Raw genomic sequence first — 19,478 nt, 5'->3', positions numbered from 1 at the left:
AATATCGCATAGAGATCCTTCGCTTCGCTCTGGATAACAAGCTTCACTATTTCATCTTATCTGCCCAAGCATCCATTTTAGTTTCGAAAACGCTTAACGGTAAAGAACCATCTTTTAAAACTTCAGTATGGAAATCTGATATTTTAAATTTAGCACCTAATTCCTTTTCATACTTGGTTCTTAATTCTCTAATTTTCATTGCACCAGTTTTATAGCCTAATGCTTGCGCTGGTATGCCCATATAACGCTCTATTTCTGCAGTTGCGCCCTCTTCACTAATCGCTTCATTATCCATCATATATTTAATGGCTTCTTCTCTACTCATGTTTTTAGTGTGAATAGCCACGTCTACTACCAAACGAATTGCTCTGTGCATTTCATCGCCTAAAGCACCCATGTGTTGATAAGGATCTTGATATAAGCCTAACTCTTTTCCAAGAGATTCGCAATACAATGCCCAACCTTCAACATATGCATTATGTCCGCCAAAACGACGGAATTTAGGTAATGATGTATTTTCTTGAGTTAAAGAAATTTGATAATGATGACCTGGAATGGCTTCGTGTAAAAACAAAGATTCCATGCCTGATGTAGTATTGAATTTTGTAGCATCTAATATTGGAACATAAAATATACCCGGGCGTTTACCATCTGCTGAACCTTGATTGTATTCTGCACTGGCAGACGCTGCTCTAAAAGCCTCAGTTTGTCTAATTTCGAACGGTGTTTTTGGCGCATTAGCAAACATCTTTTTTAAATTCGGTATCATACGTTGATGTATATTTTCGAAAGCTGCTAAAACTTCTTTTGGTGTTTTATATGGCATGAATTTTTTATCCGTTTTCATGTATTCGAAAAATGCTTTTAAATCGCCTTTAAAACCAACCAAGTTTTTAATACTATCCATTTGCGACTTAATTCTGGCCACTTCTTTTAATCCAGTCTGATAAACTTCTTCTGGAGTTTTTTTGGTAGTAGTTTGTTGTCTAACCAAATAGGCATACCATTCTTCGCCGCTTGGCATAGCAGACCAACCTGAAGTTGTTCTTGCTTTTGGCAGATATTCATTTTGTAAAAAGTCCCCTAACTTTTTATAGGTCGGAATAATTACAGTTGTTATCGCAGTACGATATTCATCTGTTAACTTCTTTTTATCTTCAGCAGAGAAATCCTTTGGCAAAAGATTAATTGGCCCGTAAAACAAACTTTCCTCTGGCTTACTAACTACCATACTTTGCATTTGTGGAATCATTTTTACCACTAATGATTTTGGAAGGACAATTCCGCTTTGCATACCTTTTTTAAAGTTTCCGATCGCTGTATCGGCCCAAACAGAAAATGCGGTAACACGTTTTAACCAATCTTGGTAATTTTTTACGGTTTTAAAAGGTTGCGCACCTGTACCCGAACCCAATTGACCAATTGTTAACGGCAGGGCAAACATTTGATTAAATGGCAAATATTCGGAGTGGTACTTAAATCCTTCTATATTCATTTCTAGCTGATCTTTTAAATAATCATAAGAAAGTTTATCGTTATCATTTAGGTTATTTCGATCGTAATTACCTAAACTATCTAAAAATCGTTGATTAAATGCTTTAGTTTCTTCTACATATGCTTCTGAACCATCATTTGGCAGAAGATCATTATATCTTTCATCACCAATAAAAGTGGCATTAATAGGACTCAATTTCAAGCCTTCCTCATAATATTGATCCGTTAAGGCTGCAAAATTTTTATTTGCTCCAGTAGTTTCAGATTTATTGGTTTGTTTACAGGCACTAATTATACCTATTGCTAGTGCGATTAAAATTATTCTTTTCATTATATCTTAGTTTATTTGGTTGATTTTTACTTTTTAAGTTGCAAACGTTTACGATAGCTTAATTGTCTCCAAATCCATTCTACTGGGCCGTAATTATATTTCGATAACCACCATTTGCTAATGTAAATTTGTATAATATAAACTACTATCGCCAATATTAGATAGAACCAAAGTGGTTTCGTATTCCAAATACCTAAGCCAAAACCAGAAAAAACAAGCAAGCCAATTAAGTTTTGAGTCATGTAATTTGTCAACGTCATTTTACCCATAATAGCCATGCTGGCGAAAGCATTTTTAAGTTTTCCTGATATATAAAGCCAGCAGATTGAAGTCGCAATAAAAAGCATAGAGCTTAAAATTATCCAATATCTGATGTTGTAATACCGCGAAACATTCCATTTCAGTTTTCCATCTAATATTGCAAATCCTGTTAACAGAATTGCAGTAATCAAACTACTCCAAAATGCAGTTTTAAGCCAGCTTTTTTTAGTTTCCAGCTGATTAAAAAAGTTGATTTTATAAAGAGAAAATCCCCACAAGAAACAACAGAACATGACTACGTGAACGGTGTATAGATAAGGCTTACTAATTATTTGCACCAAATAAGTAGCTTGTAAGCCAAAGCCTAAAACATCAAGCGGATTATGACTTTTATACAGTGGAAATAATTTGGGAATTTCTTTCCAACCCGTATTATTTAAAGAAGAGATATAACTGTTAAGTGCTGGAATAGAGAGCAATAAAATTAAACTAGTTATGAAAGCTGTTTTAGCCGAAGCACGATAAAAACACAACAACAACAGACCTAAAAAAGCATAATCTTTTAAGATATCGCCAAAAAATAAGGCGCTATTAACCAACGCTAATACCATTAACCAAAACATCCGCCCCGCGAAAAAACCATACGGATTATGGCCTTTCTCTTTAATATTATTCATGAGAACAGCGAATCCATAACCAAAAAGCAAGCTCAATAATGTCCATGATTTAGCAGCAAAAATAATACTGGTGATATAAAAAAGGATATTAGTAAAGATGTCTGGTTTAAAGTTTGTCCAATCTTTATCAAGGGTAAAGAAATCGAAATAATTCATAAGTACAACACCAAAAAGTGCCCAGCCTCTAAGTACATCGACAATTACAGTACGTTGGTTTAATTGAATTGGCTGATTAAGTGCATTATCCATATGCGCTGAAATAAAATAGTTTAACTAAGATAATGTTATTTTTAGTTAACACTGAAACAAAAAAAGCTACCCTTTTGAGGTAGCTTTTTGAATTTATTTATGAATGGTAAAAAACCACCCCGCCTTTTAGGCACCCCTCGAGAGGGGAATTTTTTATGCTAATAATCTGATTGGCTCTTCTAATAATCCTTTTAAAGTTTGTAAGAATTGCGCTCCAGTTGCTCCATCTACCACGCGGTGATCACAACCTAAAGTTAATTTCATTACATTCCCAGGAACAACAGCGCCATTTTTAACTACTGGAATTGCTTGAATTGCACCAACTGATAAAATTGCACCATCTGGCGAATTGATAATAGATGTAAATTCATCAATACCAAACATACCTAAGTTAGAAACCGTGAAAGTTGAACCTTCCCAATCTGATGGTTGTAGTTTTTTAGCTTTTGCTTTTTGACCAAAGTCTTTTACTTCTGCCGAAATGTGAGATAAAGATTTACCATCTGCAAAACGAACAACAGGAACTAATAAACCATCTTCAACCGCCATAGCAACACCAATGTTTGTATGCTCATTGAAACGGATTTTATCACCACCCCACGATGAATTAACAGCTGGGTGTTTTTTCAAGGCGATAGCAACCGCTTTAATTACGATATCGTTAAACGAAACTTTTACTGGAGCAACTGTATTAATTGCGGTACGAGCAGCAATTGCGCCGTCCATATCAATACTAACAGTTAAATAGAAATGCGGAGCTGTAAATAAACTTTCGGCTAAACGCTTTGCAATTATTTTACGCATTTGCGAAACTGGCGCTTCTGTAAATTTAACCTCACCAACATAAGTTGGAATTACTGGAGCCACAACAGCTTTATCTTTCGGACTTTCGGACTTCTGACTATCAGCTTGAGGCGCAGCCGAAGGTTTAAAGTTCTCGATATCTTTTTTAATAATACGACCACCTTCTGCACTACCAGCAACTTGTGCTAAATCAATTCCTTTATCTTTTGCTATTTTCTTAGCCAATGGCGATGCAATGATACGACCACCATTTGAATTATTTGTAGTAGTGGGGCCACATGATGAAGCCGTTGGCGTTTCAATTGAGGGAGACGCTTGAACTTGTTCTTTTACCGGTGCATCAGCACTTTTATCTACAGTTGGTTTTGCAGGAGCATCACCTTGTGCTAATATTGATGAAATATCTGTTCCTTCTGGACCAACAATTGCGATAATGCCATTTACTTTAGCAGCTTCGCCTTTGTTTACGCCAATATGTAATAAAGTACCATCAGCATAACCCATAATTTCCATGGTCGCTTTATCGGTTTCTACATCAGCTAAAATGTCATCCCCTTTTACTTTATCACCAACTTTTTTATGCCATTCAGCGATAACACCTTCAGTCATAGTATCACTTAATAAAGGCATACGAATTACCGTTACACCTTTTTTAGCTAATTCTTCTTCGCTTAAACCGCCTTGAGCTGGTGCTTCTGCTTTAGTTTCTTCTTTTGGAGCTTCTTCAGTTTTAGGAGCATCTGCTTTTGCAGCACTAACTTCAGCTTCAAGCGCAGCTTTATAATCTTCGCCTTCTTTACCAATTACGGCAATTACAGCATCAACAGGAACAGCTTTACCTTCTTCAACGCCAACAAATAATAACGTTCCATCCCAGTAAGATTCTAAATCCATCGTAGCTTTATCAGTCTCCACCTCGGCTAAAACATCACCGCTTTTAACTTTATCGCCCACTTTTTTATGCCACTTTGCCATTACCCCTTCGGTCATGGTATCGCTCATTTTGGGCATTTTTACTATATCAGCCATTTATATATATCTATTGAAATGCGTTTTATTAATTTTCTTGATAAGGATAGTCAGCTTGCATGTACACATCTTTGTACAATTCAGATGCATCTGGCCATGGCGATTCTTCAGCAAATTTCACTGATTCATCCACAATCTCTTTTACTTTTTCTTCAATTGAAGTAATCCAAGCATCATCAGCATATTTCTCTTTCAAAATAACTTCTTTCACTTGCTCAATTGGATCTTTTGCTTTGTATTCTTCCAACTCATCTTTAGTACGATATTTTGCTGGGTCTGACATTGAATGACCTCTATAACGATACGTTCTCATTTCTAAGAAAGTTGGTCCTTCGCCATTACGAGCACGTTGAATTGCTTCGTCCATTGCATTATGAACCGCAACTGGATCCATACCATCTACAGGAGCACATGGCATATCAAAACCTAAACCAATTTTATAAATATCTGTCATGTTTGTGGTACGCTCTACAGAAGTTCCCATTGCATAACCATTGTTTTCGCAAACAAAAATTACTGGTAATTTCCATAACATCGCCATGTTAAATGCTTCGTTTAAAGCACCTTGACGAACTGCTCCGTCTCCCATGTAGCAAACATTAACATTTTTAGTTCCTTTATATTTTTCCGCGAATGCGATACCTGCACCTAACGGGATTTGACCACCAACAATTCCGTGACCGCCGTAAAAGTTATGTTCTTTACTGAAAATGTGCATTGAACCACCTTTACCTTTAGAACAGCCTGTAATTTTACCATACATCTCAGCCATGATACTATTTGCGCTCACACCTAAAGCTAATGCATGCGCATGATCGCGATAAGCTGTAATCATAGAATCATCTGGTCCCATTGCAGAAATTGCACCAGCAACCACCGCTTCTTGGCCAATATATAAGTGACAAAAACCACGAATTTTCTGCTGTCCGTATAGTTGTCCCGTTTTTTCTTCGAATTTGCGCATTAGCAACATCGACTCAAACCACTTCAAATAGGTATCCTTATTTATTTCTACTGCACTCATGTTGAGGTATTGATTTTTTGTTTGTGAGAGCAAATCTAATTTTTTTTATGCAATTTTTGATAAGAATTAGTGTAAAATTATCCTTGTGTAGGATGCAAACCACTAGATTTTAACCCTGTTATCAAAATTTATCGGCTATTTATTTTACTGCAATATAAGGATATGTATAATTTATATTTTATCCTTTCATCCAATCGCAATAGATTTTAGAATTACTTAAAAATAATAGAAAAATATTATTCTGTTTCGAATTCATCTTTTATTTGATAAATTATTAACAGTTTTTAAATTTAAATTCTTTGAAATAGATTGCTCCAATACTCATTTTCGACTTAAAACCGAGTAAAATGTTAATAACTTTTAGTTTTAACTGAAATACATTTGGATAACATTTGTAAATAATCTACTTTTGCTCCCCTAACAATAAGCCCTAGTGGTGTACGTTTAAGTGTAAGTGTCATTTACCCAAACTTAACAGTATAACATGATTAAAAAGTTTTTGTTTTCTACCCTTATTGTCATTTGCAGTTTATCTACTGTATTTGCTCAAAACAAGACAAAAGAAACCAACAAATTAGAAGACCCAGATAATTTAGCCTCGCAATATTTTTCGCAGGTAATGGGTGTGGCCGTAGATGCAACCTCTAACTTAAAGCTATATAAATTTATTTACGAGTGGATTGGTACTCCTTACCGTTTTGGTGGTAATACAAAAAAGGGAATTGATTGTTCTGCTTTTACCAAAACTATTTACGATAAAGTTTTCAATACAACCATATTACGTAATTCACGTGATATTTTTAGTACAGTAAACCCATTATCTAAAGATGAATTGAAAGAAGGTGATTTAGTTTTCTTTAGAAGTAACGGTCGTACTATTTCTCACATTGGTGTTTATTTAGGCGATAATCGCTTTGCGCATGCTTCATCTTCTAGAGGTGTTGTAATTAGCAATTTAAACGAACCGTATTATTCTCGTATTTTTTATAAGGGCGGAAGAATTCTAGAAGCAACGAAGAAAGATTTTGTAGAAGAATAATTGAATTAACACAAAATATTTAATCCCTCCCGATAAACCGAGAGGGATTTTTTTATGAACAAAACCATGAATAAACTTTTTAGTGTTGCCTTTTTGGCCGTTATTGTTACTTATTTTTCAATGAGTTGCCAAAGTGAAACTACCGCAGCCGCACAAGAAAACAAAGTTGATAGCGTAAAAGTTCGAAAAACAAAGGATACCATTAGCATTACTGCAGTAGGTGATATGATGTTGGGTTCTGCTTTTCCTAATAAACTTAATTTACCACCTGATGATGCAATAAATAGTTTCAAAGCAGTTGATTCATTTTTAAAAGGAGATATTGTTTTTGGGAATTTGGAAGGTTGTTTTCTAAATTCTGGTAATTCTGATAAATGCAAAGGCATCAATCCAAATAACTGTTACGCGTTTAGAATGCCAGATCGCTATGCGGAAATTTATAAAAAAGCAGGATTTAATGTCTTAAGCATCGCGAATAATCATGTTGGTGATTTTAATGCAAAAGGTCGAAAAAATACAGCTAGAATTTTAGACTCTTTGCAAATACATTATGCTGGTCAACTAAATAAGCCTTTTGAGATTTTTGAGTTAGATAGTGTTAAATATGCATTTTGTGCTTTTGCCCCTAATGAAAATACGGTATCCATTAAAAATATTGACAGCGCAAAAATGTTAATCGCCGCACTTAAAAAGCAAGCAGATATTGTAATTATATCTTTTCATGGCGGTGGAGAAGGCGCAAATTTTGAACATGTAACTCGCAAAACAGAAATCTTTTTTAAAGAAAACCGTGGAAATGTTTATGCATTTGCACATGGCGTAATTGATGCTGGCGCTGATGTAGTTTTAGGTCATGGGCCGCACGTTACTAGAGCAGTTGAAGTGTACAAAAACAAATTCATCGCTTATAGTTTAGGTAATTTTTGCACCTATGGCATGTTTAGCTTAAAAGGTTCAAACGGTTTTGCTCCATTATTACAGCTAAAAATAAATTCAACAGGTGATTTTCTGTTCGCCGATATTGTTTCAGTAAAACAGGATAAAATTAGCCGACTTACACTTGATAAAAACTTTACTGCATTTAAAAAGATGCAACTTTTAACCGCTCAAGATTTTCCTGAAAATCAATTAAAATTTGAAGGCAACAGAATAAGTTTAAAATAATTAAGCCTCGTCCTTTGTATTTCTTACCAAACCAATACCAGATACGAAGAAAATAATGCCAATAATCCCCACCACAATTAATTCGCGGCTACCAGTGCTATGTTGCACAAATCCCCAACCAGCATAAATTAATCCAATAATGCCTAAAATAGTTAGGATAGTTCCGAAAGTACGTTTTACGTTCATAAGTTTAGATTTTATCCTCGTATAACAGCATAGAATGATTTTTGTTTCATAAAAAAAGCAGCACCAAATTAATGATACTGCTTTAAAAATTAATGTGTTATATAATTAGTTTACCAAACCCCAAGTCTATTTTCTGGAGCGATATACATTTTGGCAGTTTTAGGAATGTTAAATGCTTTATAAAATGCTTCCATGCTATAAACTGGACCATTTACTCTAAATGTTTCTGGTGAATGTGGATCTGTTTTAATACGCACACGCATATTTTCATCTCTATCTTTAATTCTCCAAACTTGCGCAAAGCTTAAAAAGAAACGTTGATTAGGAGTAAAACCATCAATTTTCTTTGTGGCTTCTTTACCCTGTTCCGTTAACTTAAATGCATCATAAGCAATAGCTAAACCACCAATGTCTGCAAGGTTTTCTCCCAATGTTAAATTACCATTTACATGTTGGTTATCTAATAGTGTAAACCCATTATAAAGTGTTACAACTTTATCAGTTTTTGCTTTAAACTTATCCGCATCAGCTTTTGTCCACCAGTCTTTCATATTACCAACAGCATCATATTGGCGACCTTGATCATCAAATCCATGAGTCATTTCATGGCCAATTACTGCACCAATAGCTCCGTAATTAATGGCATCATCTGCATTCGCATCAAAAAATGGAAACTGCAAAATTCCGGCAGGGAAAACGATTTCATTAAACGTGGGATTATAGTAAGCATTTACAGTTGGAGGCGTCATTCCCCATTCTGTTTTATCAACTGGTTTTCCAATTTTACTAATCATTTCATTATAACCATGCGTTCTCGCAGCACGAGCATTACCCAAGTAATCACCTTTGTTAATCGTTACATCATCAAAGTTTTTCCACTTTGTGGTATAGCCAATTTTCTTTAAAAAGATATTCAGTTTTTCAGTTGCTTTTGCTTTTGTTTCAGCGCTCATCCAATCCAATTTATCAATACGTGTAGCAAATACTTTTTGTAAGTTATTTACCAATTCATCCATGCGTTGTTTAGCTTCTGGAGTGAAATATTTCTCTACATATAATTGACCTAACAAATCGCCTAAATTAGCATCAATTCCATTAACCATTGCTTTCCATCTTTCTGGTTGTTTTTTCTGTCCATTAAACATCTTGGTATATTCGAATTTTGCATTTACAAAAGATTTGCTTAAAAGGCTGGCGTTTCTGGCGATATAATCAAACTTGAGTTTAGTTTTCCATGTATCTAAAAGTTCGCTTGCCAATAATGTGCTTAATGCTTTAAAATATGCGGGTTGTCCTACATTCACACTATCAGTTTTAACTTTCATAGTTGCAAATATTCCCGATAAATTTACCTGTGGTGCCAATTTATCAAAATCACCCACACTCATTTTATTATAATTCTTTTGAGGATCCCTAAGCGCTTCAGGGCTTAAATGTGATTTAGCAATTTCTGTTTCAAGTTTTAAAATAGTAGCAGCGTTTTTAGCTGCCGTTGCAGTATCTAGTCCAGATAAAGTAAATAGCTTGGTAGCATACTTTATCAATCCTGCTCTAGCTGCCTTAGAGGCACTATCAGTTTTAAAATAATAATCTTTTTCTGGTAACGATAATCCAGATTGATAAAATGATGCGATATTTTTTACGCTGTTTTTCTCATCTGCCCCAACAGTTAAACCCAATAAGCCAGCCTCGTCTGTTTTGGCTAATTGTGCCAATAAAGTTGTCAATTCTGGCAAATTACTCAAGGCATCAATTTTTGCTAAAACAGGCTTTAAAGGTTCAGTTCCAAGTTTTTCGATAGTTGCAGTATCTATTCCGCTGGCATAATAATCACCTACTTTTTGCTGTATACTTCCTTTAGCCGAATTGCTCTTTTCTGCATCTTCTACAATTCCTTTTAGTTTCTTTAAATTGTCTTCATACAACGTATAAAAACTGCCCCAGCCACTTTGATCGTCAGGAATAATGGTATTTTTCATCCATTTTCCATTAGCATATTCATAAAAATTATCCCCCGGATTAACGGTAGTATCCATTCCCGCTTTATCCAAAAATACAGTACGCACATCGGTCTCTGTGCTTTTGTTTTGGCAAGCCATTAGTAAAGCTACGCCAATTATTGGTAAACCTAATTTCAGTTTCATAAACAATTGATTAAAAAATATTTAAATAAATCTACATAGAAAATCAGTAATATTGAGCTTAATTTAAACCAAATAATACCATGAATTACATTCCATACGTTTTACTCTTTTTCGGGCTAGTAGTCCTTTTTAGTTCGTTTGTAACTGTTAAACAAGGCACAATTGCAGTAATTACTGTATTCGGCAAATACCGCCGACAACTAAGACCAGGTCTGAGTTTAAAAATTCCATTGATAGAGCAAATACATTCTAAAATTTCTATTCAAAATCGCTCAGTTGAGCTTTCTTTTCAGGCAGTTACGCAAGATCAGGCAAATGTTTATTTTAAGGCGATGTTACTTTATTCTGTTTTAAACCACGATGAAGAAACGATTAAAAATGTTGCATTTAAGTTTGTTGATGCTAACAATTTAATGCAAGCCTTAATAAGAACTATAGAGGGTTCGATTAGGGCTTATGTTGCCACACAAAAACAAGCTAATGTATTAGCACAGAGAAATGAAATTGTAGATCATGTAAAACATCAGATTGACCAAGTTTTAGAAAGTTGGGGTTATCATTTACAAGATCTTCAATTGAATGATATTACTTTTGATGAAGAAATTATGCGCTCAATGAGCCGTGTAGTGGCATCAAATAACTTAAAAGCTGCCGCTGAAAATGAAGGACAAGCTTTATTAATTACCAAAACTAAAGGCGCAGAAGCTGATGGTAATGCGATTAAAATTGCAGCCGCAGCAGAGCGTGAAGCTGCTCAATTGCGTGGACAAGGTATTGCATTATTTAGAGCAGAAGTTGCGCATGGTATGACTAAGGCTGCTCAAGAAATGGAAGAAGCTAATTTAGATATCTCGGTAATTTTATTCACCATGTGGACAGAATCTATTAAACATTTTGCAGAAAACAGCGATGGCAATGTGATCTTCTTAGATGGAAGTACCGAAGGCATGAACAAAACGATGAAAGAAATGATGTCTATGCAAATGGAAAAAACCAAAAAATAATTGATTTCTATATAAATAAAAAAAGTCCAGGTTTATTGCCTGGACTTTTTTTGTGTGCTAAAAGCTATATTTTATTGCGTTTAGTGCTTATTTATTAAAACTTTGTATTACACCAGCTGTTTTTGCTCCATCGGTCATTTTCATCAAATCGACCATAATTTTTAAGCTTTCATCTTCTACAAAATCATAAGAATCTGTTTTGGTGGCTTTATCTCCTTTTTTAACTGGAGCTAAACCTCTTGCAGCTCTTATTTGATTTAAGCGAGCTAATCCTTTCGCCTCTAACTGATCTCGCTCTGCTTTCAATTTAGCCTCGTTTAATGTAATTGAAGTTTCGCCATCACGTTTTTTAGATTCTGCAATATCATCTACTAATGCTTTATAATCTAAAGAACTTGTCATTCTTTCATCATGCAATTTTATCAAATTCGCTTTAATGCCAGCTAAATCTGAAACTGCTACATAATTAGATGGTTTAATCATATCAAAAGGCAAAGCCGATGGTTCAGTATCTTCTCCAATTTTGTCTAACGGATAAATTGAAGGGAAAGTAACATCAGGAATAACGCCTTTATGTTGTGTACTATTCCCATTTATACGGTAAAACTTGCCCATCGTTAAATTTAGCTGCCCAAGTTGAGGAATACCATCTTTATCTACAATAGTTACGCTTGTTGAACCAGGATTTTGAATTTTTTGATCAACAACTTTTGATTTTGTAGCCGCTAAAACGTTAGCCATTTTTTGTAAAATAGTTGGATCAATCATTTCATTAAGATCGATGGTACGCTGAACAGTTCCTTTACCATAAGTTTGAGTTCCCATCACAATACCACGACCATAATCTTGTATCGCTCCTGCAAAAATTTCCGAAGCAGATGCGCTCAATCTATCTACCATTACACCAAATGGACCAGTCCATGCAGCACCAGCATTTTTATCATCATTAACTTTTATGCTATTGTTAAATTCTCTAGTTTGTACCACTGGACCTTTATCAATAAATAAACCTGTTAAATCAATTGCCTCGTTTAAAGAACCACCACCATTTGCACGTAAGTCCATTACAATAGCATCAACTTTATCAAGATTTTTCAACGTATCAATTAATAAACGCACATCACGAGTGGTGCTTTTATAATTTTTATCACCTGCATTAGCTGCTTTAAAATCTGCATAAAAGGCTGGCACTTCAATAATTCCTATTTTATATGGTTTCCCATCTGATTGAATAGTTTTAACAGATTTCTTTGCAGATTGATCAGCCAGAATAATTTTATCTCTAACTAAGGTTACGATAACCGGTTTAGAAGAAAGTTCTTGTCCTACAGGAATTACTTTTAATTTCACCGTAGTTCCTTTAGGGCCTTTGATTTTAGAAACCGTATTATCTATTCTCCAACCAACAACATCCTCAAACTCTCCATTTACTCCTTGTGCTACCGCGATAATTCTATCACCAGCATTTAATTGTTTGCTTTTAAAAGCCGGACTACCTGGTACAATGGTTACAATTTTAGTAATCTCATTTTCCAATTGTAAGGTTGCTCCAATTCCTTCCATTGAGCGGGCCATTTCTTGATTGAAAACCTCAGCATTTCTTGGATTGAAATAATTTGTATGTGGATCAATAGCTTCTGTAAAAGCATCCATCAAAATTTGAAATACATCTTGATTATTGAATTTAGCAGCTTGAGATTTTAAACTTTGGTAACGTTTAGTTAAAGTCTCTACATTTTTTGCCTGATCAGTTCCTGCAATTTTAAGATTTACCAACTCATATTTTACTCTCTTCTTCCAAAGATCATCCAACGCAGTTGTGTTGCTAACCCAAGGCATTTTCTCTCTATCATACACATAGGTGTCATTTTGATTGAAATCGTACTTGCTTTTTATCTGAGAAACAGAATAATCAATGCGTTCATTATATCTTTTCAAATACACATTAAAAATATAAAATGGCACACTTAGATCTCCAATTTTAAAATCATCATCTAAAGTGGTTCTGCTTTTTTCGAACTCAGCAATATCACTTGCTAAAAAATAATATTTAGATGGATCTAATGCTTTTATATATCTATCTAAAATGATAGAAGAAATAGAGTCATTCAGTTTTATCTGTTTATAATTATACCCCTCAATTAGCGAAACTACTTGCCTAAGCACCAAACTTTGTTGATCGTCTGGTTTAATATTTTGCACACCATCCACCATTTTTTGAGGTTTAGGCGAAGCGCTACACGCCAACGCTGCGGCTGTAAACGTAATCATCAATACTCTTCTCAACATCTCTTTAACTAATTTAAAATTCATTCTTATAAAATCATCATCCAATATGATACCAATTTCTCAAATAAACAAAAAAGATACAGGTTTAAACTGTATCTTTTTTGTAAACTTTGTAAAGTTAATTAATTCTATGCTGAAATTAGCTTGCTTTTAATGGCCAACATCACCAAACCTACCACGCTTTTTACTTTTGTTTTTTTGAAGATATTTTTACGATGTGTTTCTACGGTTCGCTTACTTATAGCCAAATAAGTTGCAATGTCTTCATTACTGTATTCTTGGGTTATGAGTTTAATAATTTCTACCTCACGCCTGCTTAAAACATCAATTACTTTAGTACTTGTTTTCATATTCATAGCGTTTGGTTTTAAATTGTTAATTCATTCCCTTAACTTAAAAAGAGGCAGAAAATTTTCCGCTTCCTAAACTACAGTAAACAGCCGCAGAGGTTGTGCCATCAAACATTTCTGCTAAGAAAGTTCCTTCAATTTTATCACTTGCTAATGAAGTGATAATAATATTGCCACCGCCGCCATTTGTAGTTGCATAGGTTTTGCCTCCTGTTGTAAATGTTGCTGTTCTGGTAGCTGTTGTTAAATTATATGTGCCCGCAGCCGTAACATTGTCTACTTTAATAACTAAGCTAGAACTACCTGCACCTAAAGCAGTAATCGTATAACTCGTTCCAGATTTTACTGCTGTTGCCGCAGTTGCTGTCCATGTTACAGCGGCTGCACTTCCAACTGTTAATGATGCGCTTGCAGAACCTGCCGCTTTAACTGTTTCTTCGTCTTTTTTGCAAGAAACAAATACTGTACTTAGCATAGCGAATGCTAGTAGGATAAATGTGATTTTTTTCATTTTGATTAATTTTATTAAACAAAAGTTGAAAAAAGTACCACTCCCTACAATACCTTAGCACGGGTATATTCATCTACCCAACAGCAGGTATATATTAAATTATTTTATGATCGTATGCGTACTTTAATAGCCCTACAATGCTTTGTGTACACGTTTTTCTGAAAATATTTTTACGATGAGTTTCTACTGTACGTTCACTGATAAACAACATATCTGCGATTTTTTTATTGCTGTGTTCGCATTCTATCAATCGGATAATTTCTACTTCCCTATTCGTTAAATGAGATTCCTCGTCGTTGTTTCTAAAAGATTTCATGAGCTCACGCGTTACTTCTTCGCCATAAAAAGTTTGCCCTTTGGCTAATTTGTCCAGCGCCTCTAATAATTCTTGTTTCCCTGTATTTTTAAGGATGTATCCTGATATGCCTGCATCAACCATTTCTTTGATGACTTGTCGCTCGCCAAACATGGATAATGCTAAAACCTTTATGTGTGGATACTTTTTCTTTACGTTCCGCGTCAATTCAACTCCAGACATTTCTGGCATATTGATGTCGGTAAGAAGAATATTGACGGTCAATTCATCAAGCATTGCCATCACTTCTTTTGGCTGATTACTACAGCCGACAATAGTGTATTTTTCTTCGTTATTAAGCAAAGAACGTAAACCATCTACCACCAATTGGTGATCGTCTACGATGAATAAATTTGTTGAGAGCGTATTTTCCATCTTACTAATTTACAAAGGAATATGAATAGCCACAAGGGTTCCAGAGCCTAGTGTGGAAGAAAAATCTACTGTGCCTTTTAAGTATTCGACCCTACTTCGGATATTCTTCAAACCTATACCTTCAAATTTTTCTAACGATGTCGTATCAAACCCTTTCCCATTGTCTTCAATCATAGCGTTAATTCCTTCTTCATCTTTTGTGAGTTGAATATCTAAACTATTTGCACCAGAATGCTTGATCACATTATTAACCGTTTCTTGTATCACTCTGTACAAAACAGTTTCTACATTTTGGTCTAACCGTTGTTGTAATCCGAATGTTTCTAAATTAATTTTCAATTTACGAGCATCGATTTTATTAATGAAGTCCCTTACAGCAGTTGCCAAACCAGATTTTAACAATACATTTGGCGCCATTTGATGCGAAATTGATCTTACTTCTTTGCAGCTTTCATCTACCAAGTCCAGCGTTTTTTCGAACATTTTTTTACCTTCAGTATTTTTAAACGTTAAATCATCTGTTAATGCCGATAAGTTCATTTTAACAGCCGAAAACATTTGCCCTAAGCCATCATGTAATTCGCCAGAAATTCTTTTCCGTTCATTTTCTTCTGCATTTAAAACAGATTTAGTGGCTAAATCCTGTTGTGTTAAAACTGTTTTTTGCAAACGCGTTTCCTGCCTAAGTTTATAGCGGTTATAAAACAGATAACTTAATAGTATAGTGATGAGTAAAGCCCCAGCAATAACGCCTAGCAATATATTTCTTTTTAGGATTTCTAGTTTTTGAACATCATTTTGTATAGCAAGCAACCTTATTTTCTGGGTTTTTGCTTTAGTTTCTACTTGTTTTTGAGTTAAAAGCGCTTGATTCTTTTGCAATGATAAATTTTGAGATTCGATACGGAAATTATTCTTATCCAGTTCAAGGTTTTTATTTTCTATGACCAGCTTATTTTCATTTAGCTTCAAAACTTGAATCAAGTTTTGTTTATCCAATAATAAAATCTGCTGTTCTTTCTTTTGAGTTTGATAAATGGTATTTAATTCATTTATCTGTTTGTTATTATTTTCATTTAATAAGCTATCTTTTATTGCAATAAATTGTTTCTGACTTTTAATGGCCTTATCTGGTTCATTAATTCTGATGAAATATTCAGTCATAGCTTCATAGCCACTTCTTTTATCAATAGCTGATTTTTGATTGATTGCAAGCGCTAAACCTTTATCTAAGTTAATCTTAGCTTGATCAATCTTATTCAATTTTAGCAACGTCTTTCCATACCCTATATAAGCAGCTGCTAGAGTTTTTTGCAGAGTTATTGCTTCATGCAGATTTATTGCCTGAATAAAATCTTTTGCTGCCTGTTCATATAACCCTTCTTCAAAATAAAAGTTAGCCAATTTTGATTGAAAGATTGCTAAAGAGCGTTTGTCACTATATTTATCGGCCAGATTTATGGCCATTTTTTCATATTCAATAGCCTTTGATGTATTTTTCAGACTAACAAAATAGGTAGCATACAAATCATAACTTACTGCTATATTCCTGCCGTCATTTAATTCTTTGTACTTATCTAAAGATAAATCCAAATATTTCTTTGTATTATCTAGATCGTTTTTTTGATTGTATAGCAATACCAATTGTTGATAAGAATGTGCCAATCCCATTTTATTATTAATCTCTTCATCTATCTTTATTTGTTCGAAAATATAGCTAATAGCTTTTGCATTATTTCCTATATATCTATATACAAAAGCTAAATTCCCGTACCCTAAAGATTGGCCTTTCTTGTCGTTATTCTTTTTACTAATTGCTAAAATCTCTTCATATTTTTGAATTGCATCATCGGTTTTACCTTGATCTATAAGTACATTGGCAATATTATTATTAGCTTGAGTAGCAAGTACATTATCTTTTATTTGAACAGCAATTGCTCTAAACTTTTCAAAATTTGATAAGGACGCTACATAATTGCCTTTATAATACATCATTTGTCCTAAATAATTATAACCAGTAGCGAGTTCCTTATAAATTTTATGTTGAGAAGAAAAACTAATGGAGTTGTTAGCGTATTTGATAGCGCTATCCAAGTTAGTATTAAAGTATGCCGATGAAAGCTTATTAAGGTTTTTAGCTTGTTCTGTTATGGAGGACTTTTTTAACGTTCTTTTCAAGCTATCCACCCCCCTTTGATTTTGGGCATTGACCAGACAAACTCCACTAATGTAAAACAATATGAGGCTGAGCGTAAATTTCATTGGGATGATTTAACACTCAAATTTAAGCTTATTAGCAGTTGTTTATATACCCACTAGTTGGTATTTTTCAGATTAAATAATTGTGTTTTAAATGATTACTTAAAAAGGAATAAAAATAGCAATGAGTGTTCCTTGACCAGGTTTAGAAGAAAAATCTACTGTTCCATTCAAGTAAATTACGCGAGTGCGGATGTTTTTTAGTCCAATGCCTTCAAATTTTTCGAGTTGAGTTATATCAAAACCTTTCCCATTATCTTCGATCATGGCATTAATTCCTTCTTCATCTTTAGTCAATTGAATATCTAAAGAATTAGCTTTTGCATGTTTAATTACATTATTAACCGCCTCTTGTATTACTCGATATAACACAATTTCTATATTTTGATCTAATCGATCTTGTAAACCAAAAGTGCTTAAATTAACCTTTAACTTTTTGACATCTATTTTATCAATAAAATCTCGAATTGCGCTCGCTAACCCAGCTTTTAACAAAACATTTGGCGCCATTTGATGTGAGATTACTCGAACCTCTTTGCAGCTTTCATCAACCAAATTTAGTGTTTTGCCATACATTTTTTTTCCATGTTCATCTTTAAACTCAAAATGATCTGCTAACGCTGATAAGTTCAATTTTACTGCAGAAAACATTTGACCAAGTCCATCGTGCAACTCGCCAGCAATACGTTTTCGTTCATTTTCTTCAGCTGTCAAAACTGCTTTTGTCGCTAAATCTTGTTGAGCGATAACTTCATTTTGCAATCGAGAATTTTGCCTTAATTTATAGCGATTGTACAGTAAATATCCAATAATTGAGCTCAATAGAAATGCTAAAGATATGGTTATGATAATTCCATCACGCTGTGTTAATTTCAGTTTCTGAATAGTATTTTCTTTATGTAAAATGCTAATCTTCTGCTCTTTTTTCTCAGTATCGTATTGTGTTTGTAATTCGTTTATCTGCTTACTTTTGGCAACATTAAATATCGAATCTTTTATAGTCGCGTAGTTTTTATGTGCTTGATAAGCTTGTGCGAAATCCTTTTTTTGCTCGTAAATCTCTGAAAGCAATAAATAACCTTGTTGCAACATATCTGGATAGTTTATCTCTTTACAAAAAGAAATAGCTTGTTTAGCATAAACTATTGCCTGATTAAAATCTTTCTTATCCCTATTTATTTCCGTTAACTCAATTAGGCAAACTGCAATCCCATAATTATCTTTCAATTCCCTTCTAAGGGATAAACTTTTTTGCAGATATTCTAGTGCAAAATCATAATTTTTCATCAATCCAAATACATAACCAATGTATTCTAAACTATAAGATTCACCTAGTTTATCTTTGGCTTTTTGATAATATTGTAATGATTTTTGATATTGTTTTAAAGCATTTTGGTATGCGCCATCTTCCTCATAAACTAATCCAATATTATTATGTGAATTTGCTATTTGAGCATTATCATTAATATTAATTGCCTCATTTAAAGCTCTAGTATAATAGTTTAATGCTTTTTTAAAGTCTTTGTTTTTCTTAAATAACGTGCCTATTTCATTACAAATTGCTGCTATATCTTCATGAAGATTATTTTTTTCAGCAGTTCCTAAAGCATGTAAATAGATTTTTAATGCTTCGTTATGTTTTCCTTTAAAATAAGCAATATTTCCTTCAATAAGTTCCGCAGCAATTAATGAGTTATTGTCGTTTGCCTTTATTGCATTGGTTTTTACTTGCACTAAAAGTGAGGAAGCTAATTCTGGTTGAGCTCTGAAGATGTTTTTGGCAGAATCCAGTAATTTGTTTTGTTGAGCAATTACTGGCAATGACAAGACAAATAATCCTAAAACTGTTGTAATAGAAGTCAGAATCTTTTTCAATAGGTATGGTTTTTTTGGAAACACAAAACAAAGTTCGATTATTAACCTAATAATCAAA

Annotated in this window: 15 protein-coding genes; 3 read left to right on the top strand and 12 right to left on the bottom strand. The window is 33.9% G+C overall.

Features of this window, described 5'->3' with window-relative positions; genetic code table 11:
- Window positions 1-46: 46 nt before the first annotated feature.
- The 4 genes from GM921_RS13355 to pdhA all read right to left on the bottom strand — a co-directional run bounded on the left by GM921_RS13355 (window position 47) and on the right by pdhA (window position 5,869).
- Window positions 47-1,825, bottom strand: a complete 1,779-nt coding sequence (locus GM921_RS13355) for a DUF885 domain-containing protein (RefSeq protein WP_182923134.1) — start codon at window positions 1,823-1,825, stop codon at window positions 47-49.
- 26 nt (window positions 1,826-1,851) lie between these two features.
- A complete protein-coding gene (locus tag GM921_RS13350) occupies window positions 1,852-3,012 on the bottom strand; it encodes a DUF418 domain-containing protein (RefSeq protein ID WP_182923133.1) in 1,161 nt (386 codons plus the stop codon).
- Between the two features lie 153 nt (window positions 3,013-3,165).
- Window positions 3,166-4,845 carry a pyruvate dehydrogenase complex dihydrolipoamide acetyltransferase gene (locus GM921_RS13345; RefSeq protein WP_182923132.1) on the bottom strand — a complete coding sequence of 560 codons (1,680 nt, stop codon included), beginning with the start codon at window positions 4,843-4,845 and terminating at the stop codon, window positions 3,166-3,168.
- Between the two features lie 28 nt (window positions 4,846-4,873).
- Complete coding sequence (gene pdhA, locus GM921_RS13340) at window positions 4,874-5,869, bottom strand: pyruvate dehydrogenase (acetyl-transferring) E1 component subunit alpha (RefSeq protein WP_182923131.1); 996 nt, start codon at window positions 5,867-5,869, stop codon at window positions 4,874-4,876.
- A gap of 484 nt (window positions 5,870-6,353) precedes the next feature.
- Here pdhA and GM921_RS13335 point away from each other — a divergent pair, with 484 nt between their 5' ends.
- Both GM921_RS13335 and GM921_RS13330 read left to right on the top strand, forming a co-directional pair.
- A complete protein-coding gene (locus tag GM921_RS13335; RefSeq protein ID WP_182923130.1) occupies window positions 6,354-6,908 on the top strand; it encodes a C40 family peptidase in 555 nt (184 codons plus the stop codon).
- A gap of 66 nt (window positions 6,909-6,974) precedes the next feature.
- A complete protein-coding gene (locus tag GM921_RS13330; RefSeq protein ID WP_182923129.1) occupies window positions 6,975-8,072 on the top strand; it encodes a CapA family protein in 1,098 nt (365 codons plus the stop codon).
- Here the strand turns inward: GM921_RS13330 and GM921_RS13325 are convergent, their stop codons facing one another.
- Both GM921_RS13325 and GM921_RS13320 read right to left on the bottom strand, forming a co-directional pair.
- Window positions 8,073-8,258: a hypothetical protein gene (locus tag GM921_RS13325; RefSeq protein ID WP_182923128.1), complete on the bottom strand. Its 186-nt coding sequence runs from the start codon at window positions 8,256-8,258 to the stop codon at window positions 8,073-8,075. It lies immediately after the preceding gene.
- Between the two features lie 110 nt (window positions 8,259-8,368).
- A complete protein-coding gene (locus GM921_RS13320) occupies window positions 8,369-10,402 on the bottom strand; it encodes a M13 family metallopeptidase (RefSeq protein WP_182923127.1) in 2,034 nt (677 codons plus the stop codon).
- Between the two features lie 80 nt (window positions 10,403-10,482).
- Between GM921_RS13320 and GM921_RS13315 the strand changes: the two genes are divergently transcribed.
- Complete coding sequence (locus GM921_RS13315; RefSeq protein WP_182923126.1) at window positions 10,483-11,406, top strand: SPFH domain-containing protein; 924 nt, start codon at window positions 10,483-10,485, stop codon at window positions 11,404-11,406.
- An 87-nt stretch (window positions 11,407-11,493) separates the two neighbouring features.
- On the opposite strand, the gene GM921_RS13310 is transcribed toward GM921_RS13315, so the two are convergent.
- The 6 genes from GM921_RS13310 to GM921_RS13285 all read right to left on the bottom strand — a co-directional run bounded on the left by GM921_RS13310 (window position 11,494) and on the right by GM921_RS13285 (window position 19,420).
- Window positions 11,494-13,719 (bottom strand): carboxy terminal-processing peptidase, encoded by a 2,226-nt coding sequence (locus GM921_RS13310; RefSeq protein WP_182923125.1) that lies wholly within the window; start codon window positions 13,717-13,719, stop codon window positions 11,494-11,496.
- Window positions 13,720-13,823: 104 nt separating this feature from the next.
- Window positions 13,824-14,045, bottom strand: a complete 222-nt coding sequence (locus tag GM921_RS13305) for a response regulator transcription factor (RefSeq protein ID WP_202985661.1) — start codon at window positions 14,043-14,045, stop codon at window positions 13,824-13,826.
- 43 nt (window positions 14,046-14,088) lie between these two features.
- Window positions 14,089-14,556 (bottom strand): DUF6252 family protein, encoded by a 468-nt coding sequence (locus GM921_RS13300; RefSeq protein ID WP_182923123.1) that lies wholly within the window; start codon window positions 14,554-14,556, stop codon window positions 14,089-14,091.
- Window positions 14,557-14,650: 94 nt separating this feature from the next.
- The gene (locus tag GM921_RS13295; RefSeq protein WP_182923122.1) at window positions 14,651-15,286 is read right to left on the bottom strand and encodes a response regulator; all 636 of its coding nucleotides are present in this window, start codon (window positions 15,284-15,286) and stop codon (window positions 14,651-14,653) included.
- A gap of 9 nt (window positions 15,287-15,295) precedes the next feature.
- On the bottom strand, window positions 15,296-17,548 hold the full coding sequence (locus tag GM921_RS13290) for an ATP-binding protein (RefSeq protein ID WP_262890415.1): 2,253 nt from the start codon (window positions 17,546-17,548) through the stop codon (window positions 15,296-15,298).
- A gap of 99 nt (window positions 17,549-17,647) precedes the next feature.
- Window positions 17,648-19,420, bottom strand: coding sequence for a tetratricopeptide repeat-containing sensor histidine kinase (locus tag GM921_RS13285; RefSeq protein WP_182923120.1), 1,773 nt, complete (start codon window positions 19,418-19,420; stop codon window positions 17,648-17,650).
- Between the last annotated feature and the right edge of the window lie 58 nt (window positions 19,421-19,478).

The sequence above is a fragment of the Pedobacter planticolens genome (assembly GCF_014172375.1).
Classification (GTDB): domain Bacteria; phylum Bacteroidota; class Bacteroidia; order Sphingobacteriales; family Sphingobacteriaceae; genus Pedobacter; species Pedobacter planticolens.
The sequence above is the reverse complement of the archived record's forward strand: the minus strand, read 5'-3'. Positions and strand labels throughout refer to the sequence as shown.